The sequence below is a fragment of the Microbacterium sp. NPDC077391 genome (assembly GCF_040686955.1).
GTDB lineage: Bacteria > Actinomycetota > Actinomycetes > Actinomycetales > Microbacteriaceae > Microbacterium > Microbacterium commune.
On the sequence record NZ_JBFBMI010000001.1, the window covers coordinates 751,020 to 769,339 of the forward strand.

At 67.9% G+C, this 18,320-nt stretch carries 22 protein-coding genes; 9 read left to right on the plus strand and 13 right to left on the minus strand.

Annotation, left to right across the window (positions count from 1 at the left end):
• Positions 1-272 precede the first annotated feature (272 nt).
• From AB0O65_RS03390 to xseA, 8 genes are all read right to left on the minus strand, one after another.
• Positions 273-1,058, minus strand: coding sequence for a hypothetical protein (locus tag AB0O65_RS03390; RefSeq protein WP_143187234.1), 786 nt, complete (start codon positions 1,056-1,058; stop codon positions 273-275).
• 47 nt (positions 1,059-1,105) lie between these two features.
• A complete protein-coding gene (locus tag AB0O65_RS03395) occupies positions 1,106-1,642 on the minus strand; it encodes a hypothetical protein (protein ID WP_143187235.1) in 537 nt (178 codons plus the stop codon).
• A 55-nt stretch (positions 1,643-1,697) separates the two neighbouring features.
• Complete coding sequence (locus AB0O65_RS03400) at positions 1,698-2,537, minus strand: DUF559 domain-containing protein (protein ID WP_363383070.1); 840 nt, start codon at positions 2,535-2,537, stop codon at positions 1,698-1,700.
• Between the two features lie 200 nt (positions 2,538-2,737).
• Complete coding sequence (locus tag AB0O65_RS03405) at positions 2,738-4,132, minus strand: class II fumarate hydratase (RefSeq protein WP_191711928.1); 1,395 nt, start codon at positions 4,130-4,132, stop codon at positions 2,738-2,740.
• Positions 4,129-4,803, minus strand: coding sequence for a carbonic anhydrase (locus AB0O65_RS03410; protein WP_071644595.1), 675 nt, complete (start codon positions 4,801-4,803; stop codon positions 4,129-4,131). Before AB0O65_RS03410 ends, AB0O65_RS03405 begins: the two co-directional genes overlap by 4 nt.
• Positions 4,800-5,441: a DUF4245 family protein gene (locus AB0O65_RS03415; protein WP_313477639.1), complete on the minus strand. Its 642-nt coding sequence runs from the start codon at positions 5,439-5,441 to the stop codon at positions 4,800-4,802. Before AB0O65_RS03415 ends, AB0O65_RS03410 begins: the two co-directional genes overlap by 4 nt.
• Positions 5,438-5,668: an exodeoxyribonuclease VII small subunit gene (locus AB0O65_RS03420; RefSeq protein WP_071644597.1), complete on the minus strand. Its 231-nt coding sequence runs from the start codon at positions 5,666-5,668 to the stop codon at positions 5,438-5,440. Before AB0O65_RS03420 ends, AB0O65_RS03415 begins: the two co-directional genes overlap by 4 nt.
• Before the next feature lie 178 nt (positions 5,669-5,846).
• Complete coding sequence (xseA, locus tag AB0O65_RS03425; RefSeq protein WP_363383074.1) at positions 5,847-7,124, minus strand: exodeoxyribonuclease VII large subunit; 1,278 nt, start codon at positions 7,122-7,124, stop codon at positions 5,847-5,849.
• A 223-nt stretch (positions 7,125-7,347) separates the two neighbouring features.
• Here xseA and AB0O65_RS03430 point away from each other — a divergent pair, with 223 nt between their 5' ends.
• The 3 genes from AB0O65_RS03430 to AB0O65_RS03440 are packed head-to-tail and all read left to right on the plus strand — an operon-like array spanning position 7,348 to position 10,191.
• Positions 7,348-8,400 carry a 4-hydroxy-3-methylbut-2-enyl diphosphate reductase gene (locus tag AB0O65_RS03430; RefSeq protein WP_177243865.1) on the plus strand — a complete coding sequence of 351 codons (1,053 nt, stop codon included), beginning with the start codon at positions 7,348-7,350 and terminating at the stop codon, positions 8,398-8,400.
• Complete coding sequence (locus AB0O65_RS03435; RefSeq protein ID WP_191711925.1) at positions 8,397-8,921, plus strand: DUF6264 family protein; 525 nt, start codon at positions 8,397-8,399, stop codon at positions 8,919-8,921. Before AB0O65_RS03430 ends, AB0O65_RS03435 begins: the two co-directional genes overlap by 4 nt.
• 19 nt (positions 8,922-8,940) lie before the next feature.
• Positions 8,941-10,191, plus strand: coding sequence for a hypothetical protein (locus AB0O65_RS03440; protein ID WP_363383077.1), 1,251 nt, complete (start codon positions 8,941-8,943; stop codon positions 10,189-10,191).
• Positions 10,192-10,317: 126 nt separating this feature from the next.
• On the opposite strand, the gene fbaA is transcribed toward AB0O65_RS03440, so the two are convergent.
• Positions 10,318-11,346, minus strand: coding sequence for a class II fructose-bisphosphate aldolase (gene fbaA, locus AB0O65_RS03445; protein WP_071644601.1), 1,029 nt, complete (start codon positions 11,344-11,346; stop codon positions 10,318-10,320).
• A 182-nt stretch (positions 11,347-11,528) separates the two neighbouring features.
• Between fbaA and glpX the strand changes: the two genes are divergently transcribed.
• Together glpX and AB0O65_RS03455 are read left to right on the plus strand one after the other, a co-directional pair.
• Positions 11,529-12,515, plus strand: a complete 987-nt coding sequence (glpX, locus tag AB0O65_RS03450) for a class II fructose-bisphosphatase (RefSeq protein ID WP_071644602.1) — start codon at positions 11,529-11,531, stop codon at positions 12,513-12,515.
• Between the two features lie 107 nt (positions 12,516-12,622).
• The gene (locus AB0O65_RS03455) at positions 12,623-12,901 is read left to right on the plus strand and encodes a hypothetical protein (protein WP_313477643.1); all 279 of its coding nucleotides are present in this window, start codon (positions 12,623-12,625) and stop codon (positions 12,899-12,901) included.
• Positions 12,902-12,926: 25 nt separating this feature from the next.
• On the opposite strand, the gene AB0O65_RS03460 is transcribed toward AB0O65_RS03455, so the two are convergent.
• A complete protein-coding gene (locus tag AB0O65_RS03460; RefSeq protein WP_313477644.1) occupies positions 12,927-13,337 on the minus strand; it encodes an ankyrin repeat domain-containing protein in 411 nt (136 codons plus the stop codon).
• A gap of 27 nt (positions 13,338-13,364) precedes the next feature.
• Positions 13,365-13,958, minus strand: a complete 594-nt coding sequence (locus AB0O65_RS03465; RefSeq protein ID WP_071644604.1) for a 3'-5' exonuclease — start codon at positions 13,956-13,958, stop codon at positions 13,365-13,367.
• 128 nt (positions 13,959-14,086) lie between these two features.
• On the opposite strand from AB0O65_RS03465, the gene ychF reads away from it, so the two are divergent.
• Complete coding sequence (gene ychF / locus AB0O65_RS03470; protein WP_071644605.1) at positions 14,087-15,160, plus strand: redox-regulated ATPase YchF; 1,074 nt, start codon at positions 14,087-14,089, stop codon at positions 15,158-15,160.
• Between the two features lie 24 nt (positions 15,161-15,184).
• Here the strand turns inward: ychF and AB0O65_RS03475 are convergent, their stop codons facing one another.
• Positions 15,185-15,727 (minus strand): hypothetical protein, encoded by a 543-nt coding sequence (locus AB0O65_RS03475; RefSeq protein ID WP_363383081.1) that lies wholly within the window; start codon positions 15,725-15,727, stop codon positions 15,185-15,187.
• A gap of 83 nt (positions 15,728-15,810) precedes the next feature.
• Here AB0O65_RS03475 and AB0O65_RS03480 point away from each other — a divergent pair, with 83 nt between their 5' ends.
• Entirely contained in the window at positions 15,811-16,380 is a 570-nt protein-coding gene (locus AB0O65_RS03480) for an AAA family ATPase (RefSeq protein ID WP_363383084.1), read from the plus strand.
• 85 nt (positions 16,381-16,465) lie between these two features.
• On the opposite strand, the gene AB0O65_RS03485 is transcribed toward AB0O65_RS03480, so the two are convergent.
• The gene (locus AB0O65_RS03485; protein WP_363383086.1) at positions 16,466-16,837 is read right to left on the minus strand and encodes a hypothetical protein; all 372 of its coding nucleotides are present in this window, start codon (positions 16,835-16,837) and stop codon (positions 16,466-16,468) included.
• Positions 16,838-16,924: 87 nt separating this feature from the next.
• On the opposite strand from AB0O65_RS03485, the gene AB0O65_RS03490 reads away from it, so the two are divergent.
• Both AB0O65_RS03490 and AB0O65_RS03495 read left to right on the plus strand, forming a co-directional pair.
• Positions 16,925-17,614 (plus strand): hypothetical protein, encoded by a 690-nt coding sequence (locus AB0O65_RS03490; RefSeq protein ID WP_363383089.1) that lies wholly within the window; start codon positions 16,925-16,927, stop codon positions 17,612-17,614.
• Positions 17,615-17,723: 109 nt separating this feature from the next.
• Positions 17,724-18,311, plus strand: coding sequence for a dihydrofolate reductase family protein (locus AB0O65_RS03495; protein WP_363383091.1), 588 nt, complete (start codon positions 17,724-17,726; stop codon positions 18,309-18,311).
• Positions 18,312-18,320: the final 9 nt, after the last annotated feature.

Genomic DNA, 18,320 nt, shown 5'->3' on the forward strand with positions numbered 1-18,320 from the left:
TCCAGATGACGGACGTTTCGCGGGAATCCGTCCGACATCTGGAGTGTCGGCCCCCGCTTCGTATCGTGTTCAGCGGGTCTGCGGCGGACGGGACGGGGGCCGGATGCCCGGGCGGGCCCGCGCACGGCAGGATCCTGGGCCCAGGCGTTCGGCGGCGACTGCGCTCAGCGCCGCGCACTCTCCGCGTCGCACGCGCTTGTCGCCGCGAAGGGGGAACGGTGAGGTGCGCCGAGCGCAGTCCGAGAGGTGAACGCGGCTGAGGGGATGTCGGATCAGCAGCCGGGGGCTGAGGGCTGCTCCGTGCAGGTGCGAGCGACGAGGGCGGTGTGCGCTTCGAAGATGCGGATCTGCTGCGTCGGACCCGGGATGTCGAGCTGCCCCTCGATCGGGAACCATCCGACACCCAGATCTATCTCCGCCGTGTACGCGATGTCGACGGTGGCGTCGTACGTGCCACGTTCTGCGTACGTGTGGCTGGTATCGGTCGGGGTGAACTGGGCCTGCCCGAGGCTCTCCCAGCTCGCGCCGGGGGAGGGGGCAGTACGTGACTCCCCGTCACCGTAATGGAAGGTGTACGACACCGGTGTGAAGCGCACATCGATGGGGAATCCGAACAGCTGGCCGGAACGGACGTGTGTCTCAGCCTGGGTGACGAAGTTCGTCGGAAGCCCCGCGACTCCGAGGTTGTCCGGTTCACCGAGCACGGTGCCCTTGGCGGGCGAGAAGCTGGCGAGGTCCGTGATCGTGATGGGCGGAAGACCCGGTGACTCTTCGCCCTCTTCGGGTGGCGTTTCATCGCCGGCGGATCGGGCCTCCCAGCAAAAGATCATCGAGTCCCAGCTCGACAGACATTCTTCGAAAGTGCGCGGCGCAGGCGTTATGAGTCCGATCGTGGCGTTGGTTCCCTGGGAGCCACGCGAGATCTGCCGGTTTTCCGCGCCCGGGGTAGTCATCGAGCCACCCGCGTTGACTTTGCCGCCGCTAACCTCGGCGCGCGGGCACCCGCCGAGAGCGAGCTCAATCGCTGGAGCGCAATAAGGAGTGTCCGCCTGAGCCATCAGTGCAGGCGCAAGCGGGGTCAACAGACCGAAAAGCAGTGCGATACCTAGCCGGCGCACTCTTCGTTCTCCCTATCTAGGTCCTTGAATATCAGGAACCGACCACCCGATAGCTCCATCTCAACTCGCGTGGCGATAATGTTCGGTCGCCCGTTTGGAGTGACATCCTCTCCGCTGTCGTCGACGACTCGTACATCGGAAATATCTACGCATGCCTCCGCGGTGAGCGACGTTCGATCCGTCGATAGTGAAGAAGGTACGACGACAAACGACTTCACCCGTGCTTCACCCATCCCCCGCACTCCAGCGTCCTTGAGCTGTTCTTCGGCTTTCAGGTGTTCTTCCAAAGCGATACCACCGAGTAGTGCATCCTCATTTCCGTCCACGCGGCTGTTCTCCCGGATGAACGCCCGATACGTTTCCTCGGCGGCGGCGAACGCCTCCTCATCCGTGGCGAAGGCGGCGGTCTTCGTGGGTGTGGGAGTGGGATCCGCTTCCGGGGTGCACGCCGACAGCATCCCGACGAGCAGACCGGCAGCCGCGAGGGCCGAGCCCGTGCGCACAAGGGTGGTCGTCATCGTCACCGCACCACGGTAACCCGGATCGGCAAGACCCCGTCGGAGTTATCCACAGCGGACGTCACGCCCGCTGAGCCGTGCGCTTCAGGGCTGCGATGATGGAGCGCTGCACCGTCGCCCAGTCGTGCATGATCTGGGCGTAGTCGAAGTGCAGCGTCTCGTATCCGAGGGCGGATGCCGCGGCATCCCGAACCAGATCCTTGTGCCGCATGGTGGTGCCGTCATGGTTCTCCTTGCCGTCCGCCTCGATGATGAGGCGTCCGTCGACGACGAAGTCGACCCGTCCGACACCGGCGATCACCACCTGACAATCCAGCGCGATCCCCAGCAGATGCAGCCGCAGCCGCAGCAGCGATTCGAGGCCGCTGTCGGCGTCCGAACGGGCGAAGTCGACGAGCCACCGTGCATGCGTCGGCAGTGCCTCGCGGACGCGTGCGCGTGCGGATCGGGTGAGCTTCCGCTGCGCCAGCGCCGACTCGAGCGAGGCGAAGAACGACTCCTCACCCTCGCAGCGGTAGAGATGTACAAGGGCGGTCTCGACGTCGACGACGCCGAAGCGCACCCGCCCGCTGCGGAAGTAGTGGCTGACGCAATGGCATCCGGAATGAGGGTAGACGCGTCCACGGCGGCCGACCCAGACATGAGGTGCTGCGTCCGTCGACATCACCCACACGCCCAGGTTCCGCAGGGCGGCGGCGCATGTGAGCGCGCCCCCGTGCCGTGCGGCGTCGCGTTCATCGCCCGCTGCTGCGGGTGTCGCGAAGACGCCCGGGCGCAACCGCTCGATCCGTCCGCCGCGCACCGCCTTGCTGAGCTGCATGCGTGTGACGCCGTAGTCCTGAAGCTGAGTGCCCTGCGCGAGCCCACCGAGGCGGGTGAGCAGATCAAGAGGATCGAACATGCCCCCAGCATCCGGGACGCGACGTTCATGCCTGGCCGCGTTCACCGGGGATTGTGGACAACCCGCCTCATCCTGCGGGATGGGGATGGATGCAAAACGGGGGCCGACACTCCAGGTGACGGACGGATCATGGCGAAACGTCCGACATCTGGAGTGTCGGCCCCCGGAATGTAACGCGGAAGACCGGACGACCGAAGGCCTCAGCCCGGGTGGGTCATCGACAGGAGGTCGAGCTTCGCATCGAGCTCCTCCTCCGAGATCTCCCCGCGCTCGACGTAGCCGAGGTCGATCACGGCGTCTCGCACCGTGATGCCCTTCGCGACCGAGTGCTTGGCGATCTTCGCGGCGGCCTCGTAACCGATGACCTTGTTCAACGGCGTGACGATCGACGGGCTCATACCGGCGAACGCGGCGGCGCGCTCGACGTTGGCCTCGAGTCCGTCGACGGTCTTGTCGGCCAGCACGCGCACGGCGTTCGAGAGCAGACGGATCGACTCCAGCAGCGCGGTGCCCATCACGGGGATGGCGACGTTCAGCTCGAACGAGCCCGACGCGCCGGCCCAGGCGACGGTCGCGTCGTTGCCGATCACGCGCGCGCACACCATGAGCACGGCCTCGGGCACGACCGGGTTGACCTTGCCGGGCATGATCGACGATCCCGGCTGCAGGTCGGGGATGTGCAGCTCGCCGAGACCGGTGTTCGGGCCCGAGCCCATCCAGCGCAGGTCGTTGTTGATCTTGGTCAGCGACACGGCGATGGTGCGCAGAGCGCCCGACGTCTCGACGAGCCCGTCACGGTTGGCCTGAGCCTCGAAGTGGTCCTTCGCCTCGGTGATCGGAAGCTCGGTCTCGGCCGCGAGCAGCTCGATGACCTTCTGCGGGAAGCCGGTCGGAGTGTTGATGCCGGTGCCCACAGCGGTGCCGCCGAGGGGCACCTCCGCCACGCGGGGGAGGGCTGACTGCACGCGCTCGATGCCCAGCCGGATCTGGCGCGCGTAGCCGCCGAACTCCTGGCCGAGCGTGACCGGGGTCGCGTCCATGAGGTGGGTGCGGCCGGACTTGACGACGTCCTTCCACAGCTCCGCCTTCGCCTCGAGGGCGACGGCGAGGTGGTCGAGCGACGGGATGAGGGTGTCGATGAGCGCCTGGGTGACCGCGATGTGCACCGACGTCGGGAAGACGTCGTTCGACGACTGCGACGCGTTGACGTGGTCGTTCGGGTGCACGGCCGAGCCGAGGATTCCGGATGCCAGGTTCGCCAGCACCTCGTTCATGTTCATGTTCGACGAGGTGCCAGAACCGGTCTGGTAGGTGTCGACCGGGAACTCGCCGTCGTGCTTGCCGGAGGCCACCTCGTCGGCCGCCTGAGCGATCGCGTCCGCGATCGCTGCGTCGAGCGTGCCGAGCTCCTTGTTCGCGAGGGCGGCAGCCTTCTTGATGCGGGCCAGTGCGGCGATCTGAGTGGACTCGAGTCCCTTGCCCGAGATCGGGAAGTTCTCGACGGCGCGCTGAGTCTGGGCGCTGTACAGGGCCTTGGCGGGAACGCGCACCTCGCCCATGGTGTCGTGTTCGATGCGGTACTCGATGTCGGTCATGCCGATACCTCCTCAGAAGCGGGGATGTGCCCCTCGGTGTCGATGCCCACAGTGACGACGGGCACCGCAGTGCCCTCTGCGAGGCGGTAGTTGGCGCCAACGATGCCCAGTCGGCCCGCGGCGACCGCGTTGCTGATCATCTCGGACGAGTGCAGCAGATCGGCGACGGTGTTGCGCAGGTGCTCGCGGCCGACCAGCTCGGCGTCGATGTCGGCGGTCGTCGTGCCGCCGGTCTCGGCGAGCACCTTGCGCGCTGCCGGGACGATCGGTGCGATCAGCTTCCAGATTCCGGCCGGAAGCGGGGGCGAGTCGATGGCGGTGCCGTCGATGGCCGCACGCACCGCGCCGCACGAGTCGTGGGCGAGCACGACGATCAGCGGCACGTTGAGAATGCCCACGGCGTACTCGAGGCTGGCGACGATCGACTCGCCGATCACCTGTCCCGCGTTGCGGACGACGAACAGGTCGCCCAGACCCTTGTCGAAGATGATCTCGGCGGCGAGGCGCGAATCCGAGCATCCGAACAGCGTCGCGATCGGCGCCTGACCGTCGGCCAGCTCGTGACGCTTGGAGACGTCCTGGTGCGGGTGCGCCGGCGTGCCGGCGACGAATCGCCTGTTGCCATCGAGCATCTCCCGCCATGCCTCAGCGGGTGTGAGCGTTGCGGTCATTCGGCCTCCTCAAGGTCGTCGATCTGTGCGGACAGGGTCTCTGCCAGCTCGGCGGTCGCCTCGGGCGACTGCGAGCCGTACAGCAGGATGTAGTCGGGGCCGGCCTGGGTCCCGATGGCGTACGAGATGTTGGCGGTGCCCCGACCGCGCAGGTCGAACTCGTCCCACTCGCGCCCATCGATCGTCGTGGTGCCGTTCGGAGCCATGCCGTCGAGCACCTGCGGGGCCCAGCCGACGTCGGCGCCGAAGGCCTGTGCCACGCGGACGAATCCGCGCTCGTCGTCGGCAGCCGGGGCGAGGGTGATCGTCCACACCCGGGTGCTGCCGCCCGAGAGGGCGGCCTCGTTGACCCGCCAGTACTCGTCGGGCTCGACGACGAGGGCGGGGCGCTGCATCGACGTCTCGACGTCCGCGGCGATCGCGGCGACGTCGATCGCGGGGCGATCGGGAACCTGGCCGCGCGGCACGCCGAGAACGACGACGGCGACCACGCCGACCGTCACGATGAGTGCGGCGATGAGGTTGCGGAACGTCTGACTCGACCGGTAGACCCGGCTCGACTCCGCCTTGCGGTCAGCGGTCTCCTGGGCGGTCTCGGGTCGTCCGAGACCTGCGACGACGCGCGGTTCGCGGCTCATTCGCCTGCTCCGCCGGATGCCGCGTCCCGAGCCGCATCGAGACGGCGCTTCGCGCCGAGCAGCCATTCCTCGCAGCGTGCCGCCAGCGCCTCGCCGCGCTCCCAGAGCGCGAGCGAGTGCTCGAGCGTGGGGGAACCCTGCTCGAGCTCCGCGACCACGCGCACGAGCTCGTCGCGTGCGGCCTCGAACGACAGGTCTTCGACGGGGGAGTCGCTGGGGGCAGTCACGCCCCCATCCTACCGGCGTGTCGGACGCCCCGATCCGCCGCAGCGTGCCGCGGGGGAGCGGTCTGCGCGAACAGACCGGGGGCCGACACGCCAGATGTCGGACGCATTCGCGGGGACCGTCCGACAGGTGGAGTGTCGGCCCCCGGAGCGCAGGGGCAGCAGAGCAGTGTGCTGCTGTTCAGCGGTCTTCGGGTATCCGCCCCTCCGACACGGCGCGGATGGATCCGCGATCCACCGTCACCGTCATCGCCGTGCCCGCCGGCGCGTCGACCGCATCGCTGAGGATGCGTCCGTCGTCGAGGTGCGCGATGGCGTAGCCGCGCGCGAGCGTGGCGGCGGGAGAGAGGGCGCGCAGCGAGGCGCGCAGCTCGGAGGTGGATCGGTGCGCGGCATCCAGCTCTCTGGTGACGGTGTCGCGACCTCGGGATACCAGCAGCCACACCTCCTGGGCGCGGTCGTCGATGATCGGATCGGGGGAGCGCAGCACCGGGCGCGAGCGCAGCTGCTCGAGCTGAGCGATGTCGTGGGAGACGCGCTGCGTCAGCCGCGTCGTCGCGCGCGCCCGCAGCTGCGCGACGATCGCGCGCTGCTCCCCGACATCCGGAACGACCCGCTTCGCGGCATCCGTCGGGGTCGAGGCGCGCAGATCGGCGACGTCGTCGAGCAGGGGATGGTCGTTCTCGTGCCCGATCGCGCTGACGACCGGCGTGGATGCGGCTGCGACGGCACGCACGAGCCGCTCGTCGCTGAAGCCGAGCAGGGTCTGCGGGTCGCCGCCGCCGCGGGCGATGATGATCACGTCGACGTCGGGATGGGCATCCAGCCGCTGCAGCGCCGCGAGCACCTCGGGAACGCACCGGTCGCCCTGGACGGCGACGTGCTCGGTGCGGAAGCGCACCTGCGGCCAGCGCAGCTCGGCGTTGCGATGCACGTCCTTCTCGGCATCCGAGCGCTCGCCGGTGATCAGTCCGATGCAATGCGGCAGGAACGGCAGGCTCTTCTTGCGCGGCGAGTCGAACAGACCCTCCTGCCGCAGCTGCACGCGCAGCTTCTCGAGCCGCTCGAGCTGATCGCCGAGGCCCACATGCTTCATCGCCGAGACGATGAAGCTGAAGTCGCCGCCCTTGACGAAGTAGTCGGCTTTGACGGCAGCGACGACGTGATCGCCGACGGTGAGGTCGGCGGGGATGCGCGGGCGCACGCTCGACCAGACGCGAACCGAGATCTGCGCGTCGGAGCGGGTGTCCTTCAGGCGCGCGAAGACGTTGCCGCCGCGCACGTTCCATGAGGTGATCTCGCCCTCGACCCAGACGGTGTTCCAGCGGGCGATGAAGTCGCGGATGGTGCCGTTCAGGCGCGCGACCGATGTCGGTGCCGCTGGCGTCGAGTCGCGCGGGGCGACCGAGTCGGCGGGAGGCGGCTCGCCGGGGATGGCGGTGGCTTCGAAGACGGTCACCCCGCCATTCTTCCGGATGCCGCCGACACGGCGTCCGCGGCCGGGCCGGGCGATGCATTCCGGGGGCCGACACTCCAGATGTCGGACGGTTCCCGTGAATCGGTCCGACATCTGGAGTGTCGGCCCCCCATGCGACACGGCCCGCCGGGCCGCCCGCTCCCGGCCCGCGAACAGGTGGCATCGGTAGACTGACGGAGTGAGCTCAACCACTGTCTCGCTGCCTCTGCCGCACATCCCGACCCGTCGTCGCGCCGTCGAGCGTGCGCGCCTCGAGAACCGTCCGGTCGACGGCGAGAAGCGCGTGCTGCTGGCCGCTCCTCGCGGCTACTGCGCGGGTGTCGACCGCGCCGTCGTGGCTGTCGAGAAGGCGCTCGAGCGCTACGGCGCTCCGGTGTACGTGCGCAAGCAGATCGTGCACAACATCCATGTCGTCACCGAACTCGAGCAGAAGGGCGCGATCTTCGTCGAGGAGGTCGACGAGGTTCCCGAGGGCGCCCACGTCGTCTTCAGTGCGCACGGCGTCTCACCGGCGGTCGTGCAGGGCGCCGCGGATAGAGGTCTGCACGCGATCGACGCGACCTGCCCGCTGGTCACCAAGGTGCACCGCGAGGCGGTGCGCTTCGCCCGAGACGACTTCGAGATCCTGCTGATCGGTCACGACGGTCACGAAGAGGTCGAGGGCACCGCGGGCCACGCACCCGAGCGCGTGACCGTCGTCAATTCGCCCGCCGAGGCCGACACGGTCGTCGTGCGAGACCCCAGCAGGGTCGTCTGGCTGTCGCAGACCACGCTCTCCGTCGACGAGACGATGGAGACCGTCAACCGGCTGCGCACCCGCTTCCCCGAGCTGCAGAACCCGCCCTCCGACGACATCTGCTACGCCACCCAGAACCGTCAGGTGGCCATCAAGAAGGTCGCGAAGGATGCGGATCTCGTCATTGTCGTCGGATCGGCGAACTCCTCGAACAGCGTGCGCCTGGTCGAGGTCGCGCTGGAGTACGGAGCGAAGGCCGCGTACCGCGTCGACTACGCCGACGAGGTCAGGCAGGAATGGCTCGACGGTGTGCGCACCGTCGGCGTGACCAGCGGCGCCTCGGTGCCCGAGGTGCTCGTGCGCGAGGTGCTCGACGCGCTCGACGAGGCGGGCTATACCGACATCGAAGAGGTGCGCACGGCGGAGGAGGACCTCATGTTCTCGCTGCCCAAGGAGCTGCGCCAGGACAACTCGGGCAAGCGCGACGAGCGTGCCCTGGGCGGCCGGGTCTCGCGCACATGAGCATCGAGCGGCCGCAGTACGGCGAGTACGCGTCTCCGGAAGAGCAGCGTGCGCGCGCAGGACTGCCTCCGCTGGGCGCCGATCCCGTGGCATCCGCTCCCGAGCCCGCGCCGACGGCCGCACGACCCACGGCCCCGAGCGCTCCCGCTCGCCCGATGGGTCGTCTGGTCACCCTCGTGCTGCTGGGGTTCGGCCTGGTGAACGTGCTCTCGTCGATCCCGCAGTTCGTGAACATGGCATCGACTCTGAACGACTCGATGCAGATGATCGGCATCGACGGCGAATTCACCAACTATGCGGCCGCGCGAACCTGGGGCGTCGTCGCCGTGGTCGTTCTGCTCGTCGGATACGCGGTGACCGCGTGGCTGTCGTTGCGTCAGCTGAAGCGCGGCAGGTCGGCGTGGTGGATCCCGCTGGTCGGCTTCGTCATCACGATGTCGCTCGTGTCGGGGTGCATCTCGGTGGTGATGTTCAGCGATCCGGCCTTCACGACAGGACTGCTGACACCTCCCGTCGAGTGACGACGGGTAGCCTCGAGGGGTGTCAGCAGATCAGATCGCGTTCCACGTCAACTACGCCTCGGTCGATTCCTCGGAAGGCGTCGACCCGACCCCGATCGCGGCGGAGCTGCTGCGAAAGGAGCGGGTGCTCGCGGCATCCCGAGTCTTCGACGGCGACGAAGCCGTCTTCCTGATCCCGGTGACCGAGAGCGGGCACGTCGTCGCTCTCGACGACGACGACCGCCTGCGTTTCGACCTGAGCGCCCTCGACCTGCAGCGGCTGTTCCAGACCGCCGCGCTCACGCTGCATCTCGGCCTGACCGACGACGCACTCGAAGAGGTCGATCAGGAGCTCGACGAGCAGTACGGCGCAGCGTTCGAACAGCTCGACGACCCGGCCGCCGCGTCTGAAGACCTCGCCGGGTTCGGGATGCTCGATGCCGACGACGACGACATCGACTTCGAACTCGCGCCGGTGCGAGTGGCGGAGTTCTCCCGGCGCGGGCCGTGGGGCGCGCGCATCACCGCGCAGGTGACAGGCGTCGACGTCGACTATCTCGAGGACGGGACCTGGTCTCTTTACCGCTACGCGACCGACCAGCCGCACATGGCGCTGTCAGGAGGCCGCGCGGACGAGCCGATCATCGAGCTGAACCTTCCACAGCACGGCGACGCCTGGGTGGAGGTCACGGCCGGTGGGCGCACGGGCATGTTCTGGCCGAACATCGAGCGGCTCACGCGGCCGGTGCTCGACATCGACGCGATCGGGGTGCCCGAGAGCGCGGATGTCTACCGTCGCATGCTGCTCGAGGCCGACGGCACGACCGAGGAGCTGCAGGGGCTGAATCTGGGCGACGCAGTCGATGTCGCGGCGGCGACGCGCGCATGCGCGCCGGAGGCGCTGGGCGGCACGCAGGGCGAGCTGGATCGCGTGCGTGCGTTCGTCGCCGCGTTCGGTGTGCCGGACGCGCTCATCACCGCCGGAGTCGCCGAGCAGACGACCGGGCGCCGCTTCACGCCGCGCGGCTGGCCGCGCACAGTGGCCGACCTCGCCGTCGCGGGGATCGGCGAGGTCACCGCCCTCACCCGACGCGAGCGGCCGCTGCCGCGCGCCGCGCGGTTCGTGCGTGAGCGCCCGACCATCGGAGCCGCGATCAGCGCGGCCGAGCTCGCCGCCGGTGTCGCCGCGAGCAGGGCCCGATCTCCGCTGCTGCGTGGGCTCGGCGTGCTGCTGATCGTCGACGCGATCATCGACATGGTGATCTGGGCGCGCCGCGTGCTCAAGCGCTGAGCGCGCGCTCGCCGACGCGCGACGCTCGGTCGCGCGCGTGCGGGAACGGGCTCAGCGCCCTGCAGAAGGAGGGATGCCCCGGACCGGCTGGCGGTCCGGGGCATCCCTCTTCGAGATCGGCGGGAGTCAGCTCTTCGACTGGCCGTACGAGCCGAGCTGACGGGTCGACTCGACCACGCGCGCGGCCATCGCCGACTCGGCGATCTTGCCCCAGGCGCGCGGGTCGTACTGCTTCTTGTTGCCGACCTCGCCGTCGACCTTCAGCACACCGTCGTAGTTCTTGAACATGTAGTCGGCGATCGCACGCGTGTACGCGTACTGCGTGTCGGTGTCGATGTTCATCTTGATCACGCCGTTCGCGACTGCGAGGGCGATCTCCTCGTCGCTCGAGCCGGAGCCGCCGTGGAAGACGAGGTCGAGCGGCTTCGGGCCGGTGCCGTACTTGGCGGCGACCTCAGCCTGGATCTCGCCCAGCAGCTCGGGACGCAGCTTCACGCCACCCGGCTTGTACACGCCGTGCACGTTGCCGAAGGTGAGGGCGGCGATGTAGCGGCCCTGCTCGCCGAGGCCGAGAGCCTGGATCGCCTGGTCGACGTCGGCGAAGGTGGTGTACAGGGCGTCGTTCGAGCCCTCGTGCGCGACCCCGTCCTCCTCGCCGCCGACGACACCGATCTCGACCTCGAGGATCGCGTTGATCGCCTTCATCCGCGGCAGCAGCTGCTGGGCGATCTCGATGTTCTCGTCGAGCGGCACAGCCGAGCCGTCCCACATGTGGGACTGGAAGATCGGGTTGCGACCGGCCTTCACCTCTTCTTCGGATGCCGCGATCAGCGGCTCGACGAAGCCGGCCAGGGCATCCTTCGGGCAGTGGTCGGTGTGCAGCGCGACGGTCACAGGGTAGTTCTTGGCGACCTCGGTCGCGTAGCGCGCGAAGGCGAGGGCTCCGGTCGCGCGAGCCTTGACGGTGTGGCCGGCGAAGTAGTCGGCGCCGCCCGTGGTCACCTGGATGATGCCGTCCGAGCCTGCCTCGGTGAGACCCTGCAGCACGGAGTTGATCGTCTGCGAGCTCGAGACGTTGAAGGCGGGATACGCGAAGCCACCGGCCTTCGCGCGGTCGAGCATCTCTGCGTACTGTTCCGGAGTGGCGACGGGCATGAGTTCTCCTGCTTCTGTCGGTCGGGGTGCATGCTCACTTTAGCCCGCAGGGGTGGGGATTCTTCCGTGGTTACGTCCGCTCGGGCGCGTATCTTTATCAACTGGCAAGAACTGCGTTTTCTTCGCTTTCATTTCGTGAAAAGTCCTGATTTCCATCCTCCGTCGTCACTAGGCTGACCCGCATGGTGAGCCTCACAGCAGATCTCAGCCCCCTCCGCCCCGACCGCAACCTCGCGATGGAACTCGTTCGCGCCACCGAGGCGGCGGCGATCCGCGCGGTGCCGTTCATCGGTCGAGGGGCGAAGGAGGCAGCCGACGGTGCGGCCGTCGACGCGATGCGCGCCTTTCTCGGCACCGTCGACTTCCAGGGTCGCGTCGTCATCGGCGAGGGCGAGAAGGACAATGCGCCGATGCTGTTCAACGGCGAGGTCGTCGGCACCGGTCGAGGCCCCGAGTGCGACATCGCCGTCGACCCGATCGACGGGACGACGCTGACTGCCGAGGGGCGTCAGAACGCTCTCTCCGTGCTGGCCGTCTCGGATCGCGGCTCGATGCTCGACGCGTCGACTGTCTTCTACATGGACAAGCTGGTCACAGGGCCGGCGGGGATCGGCGTGGTCGACATCCGCAAGCCCATCGGCGAGAACGTCCGTCGCCTGGCCAAGGCTCTCGGCAAGCCGGTCGACGAGCTCGTCGTCTCGGTGCTGAACCGCCCCCGTCACGAGAAGCTCATCGCAGAGATCCGGGAGGCCGGAGCCGGCACCCGACTGATGAGCGACGGTGACGTCGCAGGCGGCATCAACGCCGCTCGTCACGACGCACGCACCGACATGTGCGTCGGCATCGGCGGCAGCCCCGAGGGCATCGTCACCGCGTGCGCGATCAAGGCACTGGGCGGTCACATCCAGGGCGTGCTGTGGCCCCGGGACGACGACGAGCGCCAGCGCGGCGTCGACGCAGGGCTCGAGTTCGACAAGGTGTACGAGGCCGACGACCTCGTGCAGGGCAACAACACGATCTTCGTCGCCACCGGCGTCACCGACGGTCAGCTGGTGCGGGGTGTGCGCCGCGAGGGCAACTACCTCTACACCGAGAGCGTGGTGCTGCGCGGAGCGTCCGGCACACTGCGCCGCATCGTGTCGGATCACCTCGTCTCGAAGTGGCTCTGAATCGAGCATCAGACCGCGCGTCCCGGCATTCCCAGCGGAGGCTGGCAGAATAAGGGGGCACGGTGTGATCAGCACGCCGGCATGGTCATGAAGAAGGAGTGCTCGGGATGCCGTTGAACGAGACGTCTGCGAGTCCCAGGCGCGCCGCGCACATCACCACCCCGACCGGTCGCATCCTTCGGGTCACCGAGGAGCAGATCATGGCCGCTCAGCAGGCGAAGGCCACCGTGCAGCCCGGGTTCGATCCCGCCCGCCGTGCCGACGTGCTCTTCCGCGTGCGCCGCGAAGAGGGGCACGAGCTGAGCTCGTGGTGGTTCATCGGGGCGTTCCTGGCGACGTCCGTCGTGGTCATCGCACTGCTGTCGTGCGTGCCGGGCGGCGCCTGAGCCCGCGGAGCCCTGCTGAGCCTTCTCAGTAGGAGTCGAGCACGGCGCGCATGTCGCCGAGGCCGAACTGGTCGGCGATCTGCTTAGCGCTGTGACCGCCGGCATCCTGATCGGCGCCGGCGTCGAGCAGCATCCGCAGCAGCGTCTCGTTGCGCCGGAACACGGCGCACGAGACCGCGGTCTGGCCGTTGGCATTCACGGCATCCAGGTCGGCGCTTCGCGCGATCAAATCCGCGACGGTCTCGAGGTGCTCCGCGTATGCCGCGACGATCAGCAGCGTGTCCTGACGCGGATTGCGCACGTCGACCGGCACTCCGGCATCGATCATCTCGCCGAGGGGCCTGGTGCGGCCCTGCCGGGCCAGGTCGAAGGTGCCCTCGATCACCTCGAGGCTCAGTCCGCTCAGTCCGCTCTGTTCGCCTTGTCCGCTCGTCACCTGACCATTGTGTCCGATGTCGACCGGTCAGGCCACAGCGGGCTCGAGCTCGCAGACGAGCGGCGCTGACAGCGACACACCCAGAGCGGCGCCGAGAGCAGGCACATCGTCTGCGGCGGCTCGTCGGGCCGCGTCGATCACGATCTGGGCGCATGCGCGGGCGTCGGCCAGCGCATCGTGGTGCGCGAACTCACCGAAGCCGGCCGCCGCGGCGGCCAGGGGAAGACGGTACGAGTCGAGTGTGTAGGTCTTCCGCGCCACAGCGAGCGAGCACAGCGAGCGGTACGGGGGAGCGACGAGGCCGGTGACCTCGCAGGCGCGGCGCAGAACGTTCAGATCGAACCCGGCGTTGTGCGCGACGAGCACGTCGTCTGCGGCGAAATCGCACAGGCGGTCGAGCTGCTCTGCCCACGTCGCGGCGCCGATGACGTCGTGCGGGTGGATGCCGTGGATCCGGATGTTCCACTCGTTGAACTGGTCGTGGCCCATCGGCGGGCGGATCAGCCATCCCGTCTGTGCGACGACCTGGCCGTCTCGGACTCGTACGAGGCCGACCGAGCAGGCCGAGGCGGGGCTGGAGTTCGCCGTCTCGAAGTCGATCGCAGTGAAATCCAGGGGCACGGATCCACCATCCCGCGACATCCGGATGCCGGCCCGCAGACTCGCCGCAGCCCGCCGAACACCGGTGATTCGCGCACCTGAGCAGTGCACGCCGGCGGGAGGCGTCCCCGCCGGTAGACTCGTATCCCGTGGCTCTTACTATCGGAATCGTCGGCCTGCCCAACGTCGGCAAGTCCACCCTCTTCAACGCGCTGACCAAGAACGACGTGCTCGCAGCGAACTACCCGTTCGCGACGATCGAGCCGAACATCGGCGTGGTGAACCTGCCCGATCCGCGCCTGCAGGTGCTGGCCGGAATCTTCGGCAGCGAGCGCATCCTGCCCGCCACCGTGTCGTTCGTCGACATCGCCGGCATCGTGCGCGGAGCCAGCGAAGGGGAGGGGCTCGGCAACCAGTTCCTCGCCAACATCCGCGAGGCCGACGCGATCGCGCAGGTCGTGCGCGGCTTCGTCGACGATGACGTCGTGCATGTCGAGGGAACCGTCGACCCCAAGGGCGACATGGAGACCATCAACGCCGAGCTCATGCTCGCCGATCTGCAGACGATCGAGAAGGCGCTGCCGCGCTTCGAGAAGGAAGTGAAGCAGAAGAAGACCGACCCGTCGGTTCTGGATGCCGCGAACGCGGCGAAGGATGCGCTCGAGCGCGGTCAGCTGCTCTCGACGGCGGGCATCGACCTGTCGCCGATCAAGGAGCTCGGTCTGCTGACGGCGAAGCCGTACATCTACGTGTTCAACGTCGACGAATCGGTGCTCACCGACGAGGAGCGGAAGGCAGAGCTGCAGGCTCTTGTCGCGCCCGCGCAGGCCGTGTTCCTCGACGCGAAGATCGAGTCGGAGCTGATCGGGCTGGACCCGGAGGACGCGCAGGAGCTGCTGGAGGCCACCGGTCAGACCGAATCGGGTCTCGACCAGCTCGCCCGCATCGGCTTCGCGACGCTCGGTCTGCAGACCTATCTCACCGCCGGTCCCAAGGAGTCGCGCGCCTGGACCATCCCGCAGGGCGCGAAGGCGCCGCAGGCGGCAGGCGTGATCCACACCGACTTCGAGAAGGGCTTCATCAAGGCCGAGGTCATCTCGTTCGAGGATCTCGTCGCGACCGGCTCCGTCGCCGAGGCCCGCGCGAAGGGCAAGGCGCGGCTCGAGGGCAAGGACTACGTCATGCAGGACGGCGACGTGGTGGAGTTCCGCTTCAACAACTGAACGGCGCTTGGAAGTGGCCTGGGCTCAGGCCATCCGCGGGTAGTCGATAGTCAGCAGACTGTCGTCGCGGATGTCGCGGAGCACGTCCTCGGTGAGATCTGCTACTCGGACACCTCGAGCGTGGGAGGGCACGACATCGTCGTCCTCAGGGCTCCACGCGCGGAGTACTGCGATGCGCGAGACCTTCGTGACGTGGTCCGGCATCTCGCGCAACCACCCGAGCCACGCGTCGGCGTCGATCTCACCGTGGACCGGCGCGTCGTTGCGACGCCCGATGAGACTGTCGCAGTCGCACATCCGGCGGGTCAGTGTGAATACCGCCGACGAGCCCCGCACTCGACCAGAGGTTATGCGCATGGTGGTCCGCAGGGGAGGCACGCCCAGCTTATCCTCGGTGAATCGTTGGAATTCCGAAGTGAAGGCTGCGGCGTTGATCGCCCACAGATTGGTGGCGCACATGCTCTCCATCTTTCCGCGTTCGACCGCCACCGTGCACACCGCTAACGGTGACGTAACCCGGTGGAGTTCGGCTTCAACGTCTGAGCCAACCCGGTCGTCGAGCGACACTTCGTCTCGCTTCGCTCGCTCAGTGCGGGTCTCCGCGAGACGAAACGCATCACCGTAGGCTGGACTGCAGCCACGGCCCGGAGGTGAAGATTGCCGACGATCACAGACAATGCCGGATTGCGGATCGCGTGAGTGGTCATCTTGTCGTGATCTCTGGTCTTCCGGGGGTCGGAAAGACCAGCGTCGCTGAGATCGCTGCTGCACTCGGGGGCTCCATTCACCTGTCCATCGACGCGGTGGAGGAGTCGATGCTCTCTTGCGGACTGCCCGCGAGCCGGCAAGTCGGCGTAGCCGCGTACGAGGCGACTCGCGCGATGGCGGAATTGAATCTGCAACTCGGTCGCAGCGTCGTGGTCGATGCGGTGAACGATAGTGAAGAGGCTCGGCAGACCTGGCGGACTGCGGCATTGCGGACGGGCGCGCGGCTCGACTTCGTGCACCTCGTGATCACGGACGCAAGAACGCACGTGCAGCGGCTTCGCAACAGGGATCGTGGTCTCGCCCATGTCGGCGAGCCGACGTGGGCGGACGTTCAGCGGCGTCGTGCCGATTACGCGGTGTGGTCAGATGAGGTCTTGGAGTTAGATACGACAGCACGAACGGCGGATGAGGTCGCACGCGCGCTCGTGTCCCGCCTCAGCGCGAAGCAGTGAGCGCACGAGTCAGCCGGTGAAATGCCTACCACTAACGTGATGTGGTGAACTTCCGCTTCAACATCTGACAGCCGCTCCAGTCCGCTCAGAACGTGATGTCGGTCGATGTCTCCGTCTTCGGGCGGCGACCGAACCGTGCCTCATATGCCAGGGCGAGGTCGTCTTCGGTGAGGTTCTCACCCGCGGCAAGTCGGGCCAGGTGCGGCACGAGCCATCGTGCCTCGCAGGCGTCGAACTCCTCGGCGAAGGTCTCGTTCAGCTCGCCGTCGTGGATCACGCGCGTTATCGGCACCTGTCCGCCGACATTCGCGATGTGCGGACCCATCGAGAAGTTGATCAGGGTCGTCTCGCCGCGAGGGTGCACGGTGATCGTCGCTGGATGCGGCCAACCGGTCGCACCGTCGGGCGAGTGGCCGAGCATGAGGAAGTTCAGCCGCCTGCGTGTGTGCTCTGTCATGAAGCCATTGTCGCCGGGCTCGAGGCAGACGCTCGATCGCTGCGTGACCTGGTGGATGGCGCACCGACGTTCTGCGAACATGGCGTCATGATCACAGCCAGGCTCCCCGTCGCCGTAGCCGCACTCGGGCTGACCGTGACCCTGCTCGTCGGGTGCACCAGCACAGCCCCGACTCGAGCGGCCGAACCGTCTCCGACCTCGACAGCGGTTCCCGTGACGGCCGCGGAATCGACGCCGACGCCGAGTTCGACGGGATCGCCGGAGGCGGACTCCTGTTCCCGCCTGTCCGAGGTCATCAGCCACACCGACGGGCTATACCTGCAGCGTCAGGGGACTCTCCGCGATCGAGGTGCGCGAGAGTTCGCGCAGGGGGAGGTGGGCGTCGACGAGAACGGCACTCCCGTGACCTACACCGTCGCCCCCGGCGACGTCGAGGCCGTGGTCGCGGAACGGCTCTGTGCCTACCCGAACCTCGGCTCGATGAATCACAGGCGGGACATCCATCCGGGCCAGGTGCTCTGGCTCACACCGAACCCAGACGCCCCCTGGGTGGACTACTACGGCCCGCACGACGCGCCTGCAGGATTCCTGCAGATCCCGTACCAGCAGGCGATCGAGGCGGCAGGCAGGGCGGTCGACGCCGGCGACATCCGCACCGTGCAGCGGATCTGGAACGACACGTTGAGACCCATGTTCTCGAATCAGACGACCATCGACGCCGTGCAGAAGGTCGTCGACGCCGGAGACCTGGACGCGCTGCGTCAGCTCTTCTCGTGAGCCGGTTCTCGCGCGCGAGCAGTCGCGACCCGGTCGTGCGGCAGTGCAGAGCTTCGACGGATGCATCGACGGTGATTGCGTATCCGACCGCACGGCGCGAGCATGGGCTATGGGAACTCTGAGCTACACCGCGACCATCTCGATCGACGGGTACGCGGCCGGCCCCGACGGCGACTTCCAATTCGGTGCGCCGAGCGAACAGGTGTTCCGTTTCCACGTCGAGCGGATGGCCGCGATCTCCACCGAGATCCTCGGGCGGCGCACCTACGACCTGATGCATTACTGGGAGGCGGAGCCCGAGGGAGAGGACTGGGGTGACGACGAACGTGAGTTCGCGCGGCTGTGGCAGGGGCTCGACATCGTCGCCGCATCATCGTCGCTGACCTCAGACGAGCTCACGCGCGAGAACCACAGGCTCGTCACGCAGCTCACGCTCGACGAGATCCGCCGTATCACGCAGCATGCGTCGGGGGAGGTGGAGATCTTCGGGCCGACGACGGCCGCGCCGGCCATCCGTGCAGGCCTCGTACGGGACTTCCGCTTCTTCATCGTCCCGGTGATCCTCGGTGGCGGACTGCGGGCGCTGCCCGAGGATGCGCGTCTGGATCTGCGTCTGATCGAGAGTCGCGTCTTCGAGAACGGTTTCACAATGCTGCACTACCAAGCCGCGCGGGTGGATCCTGCCGGTGCCGAATGAAGGAGAGAC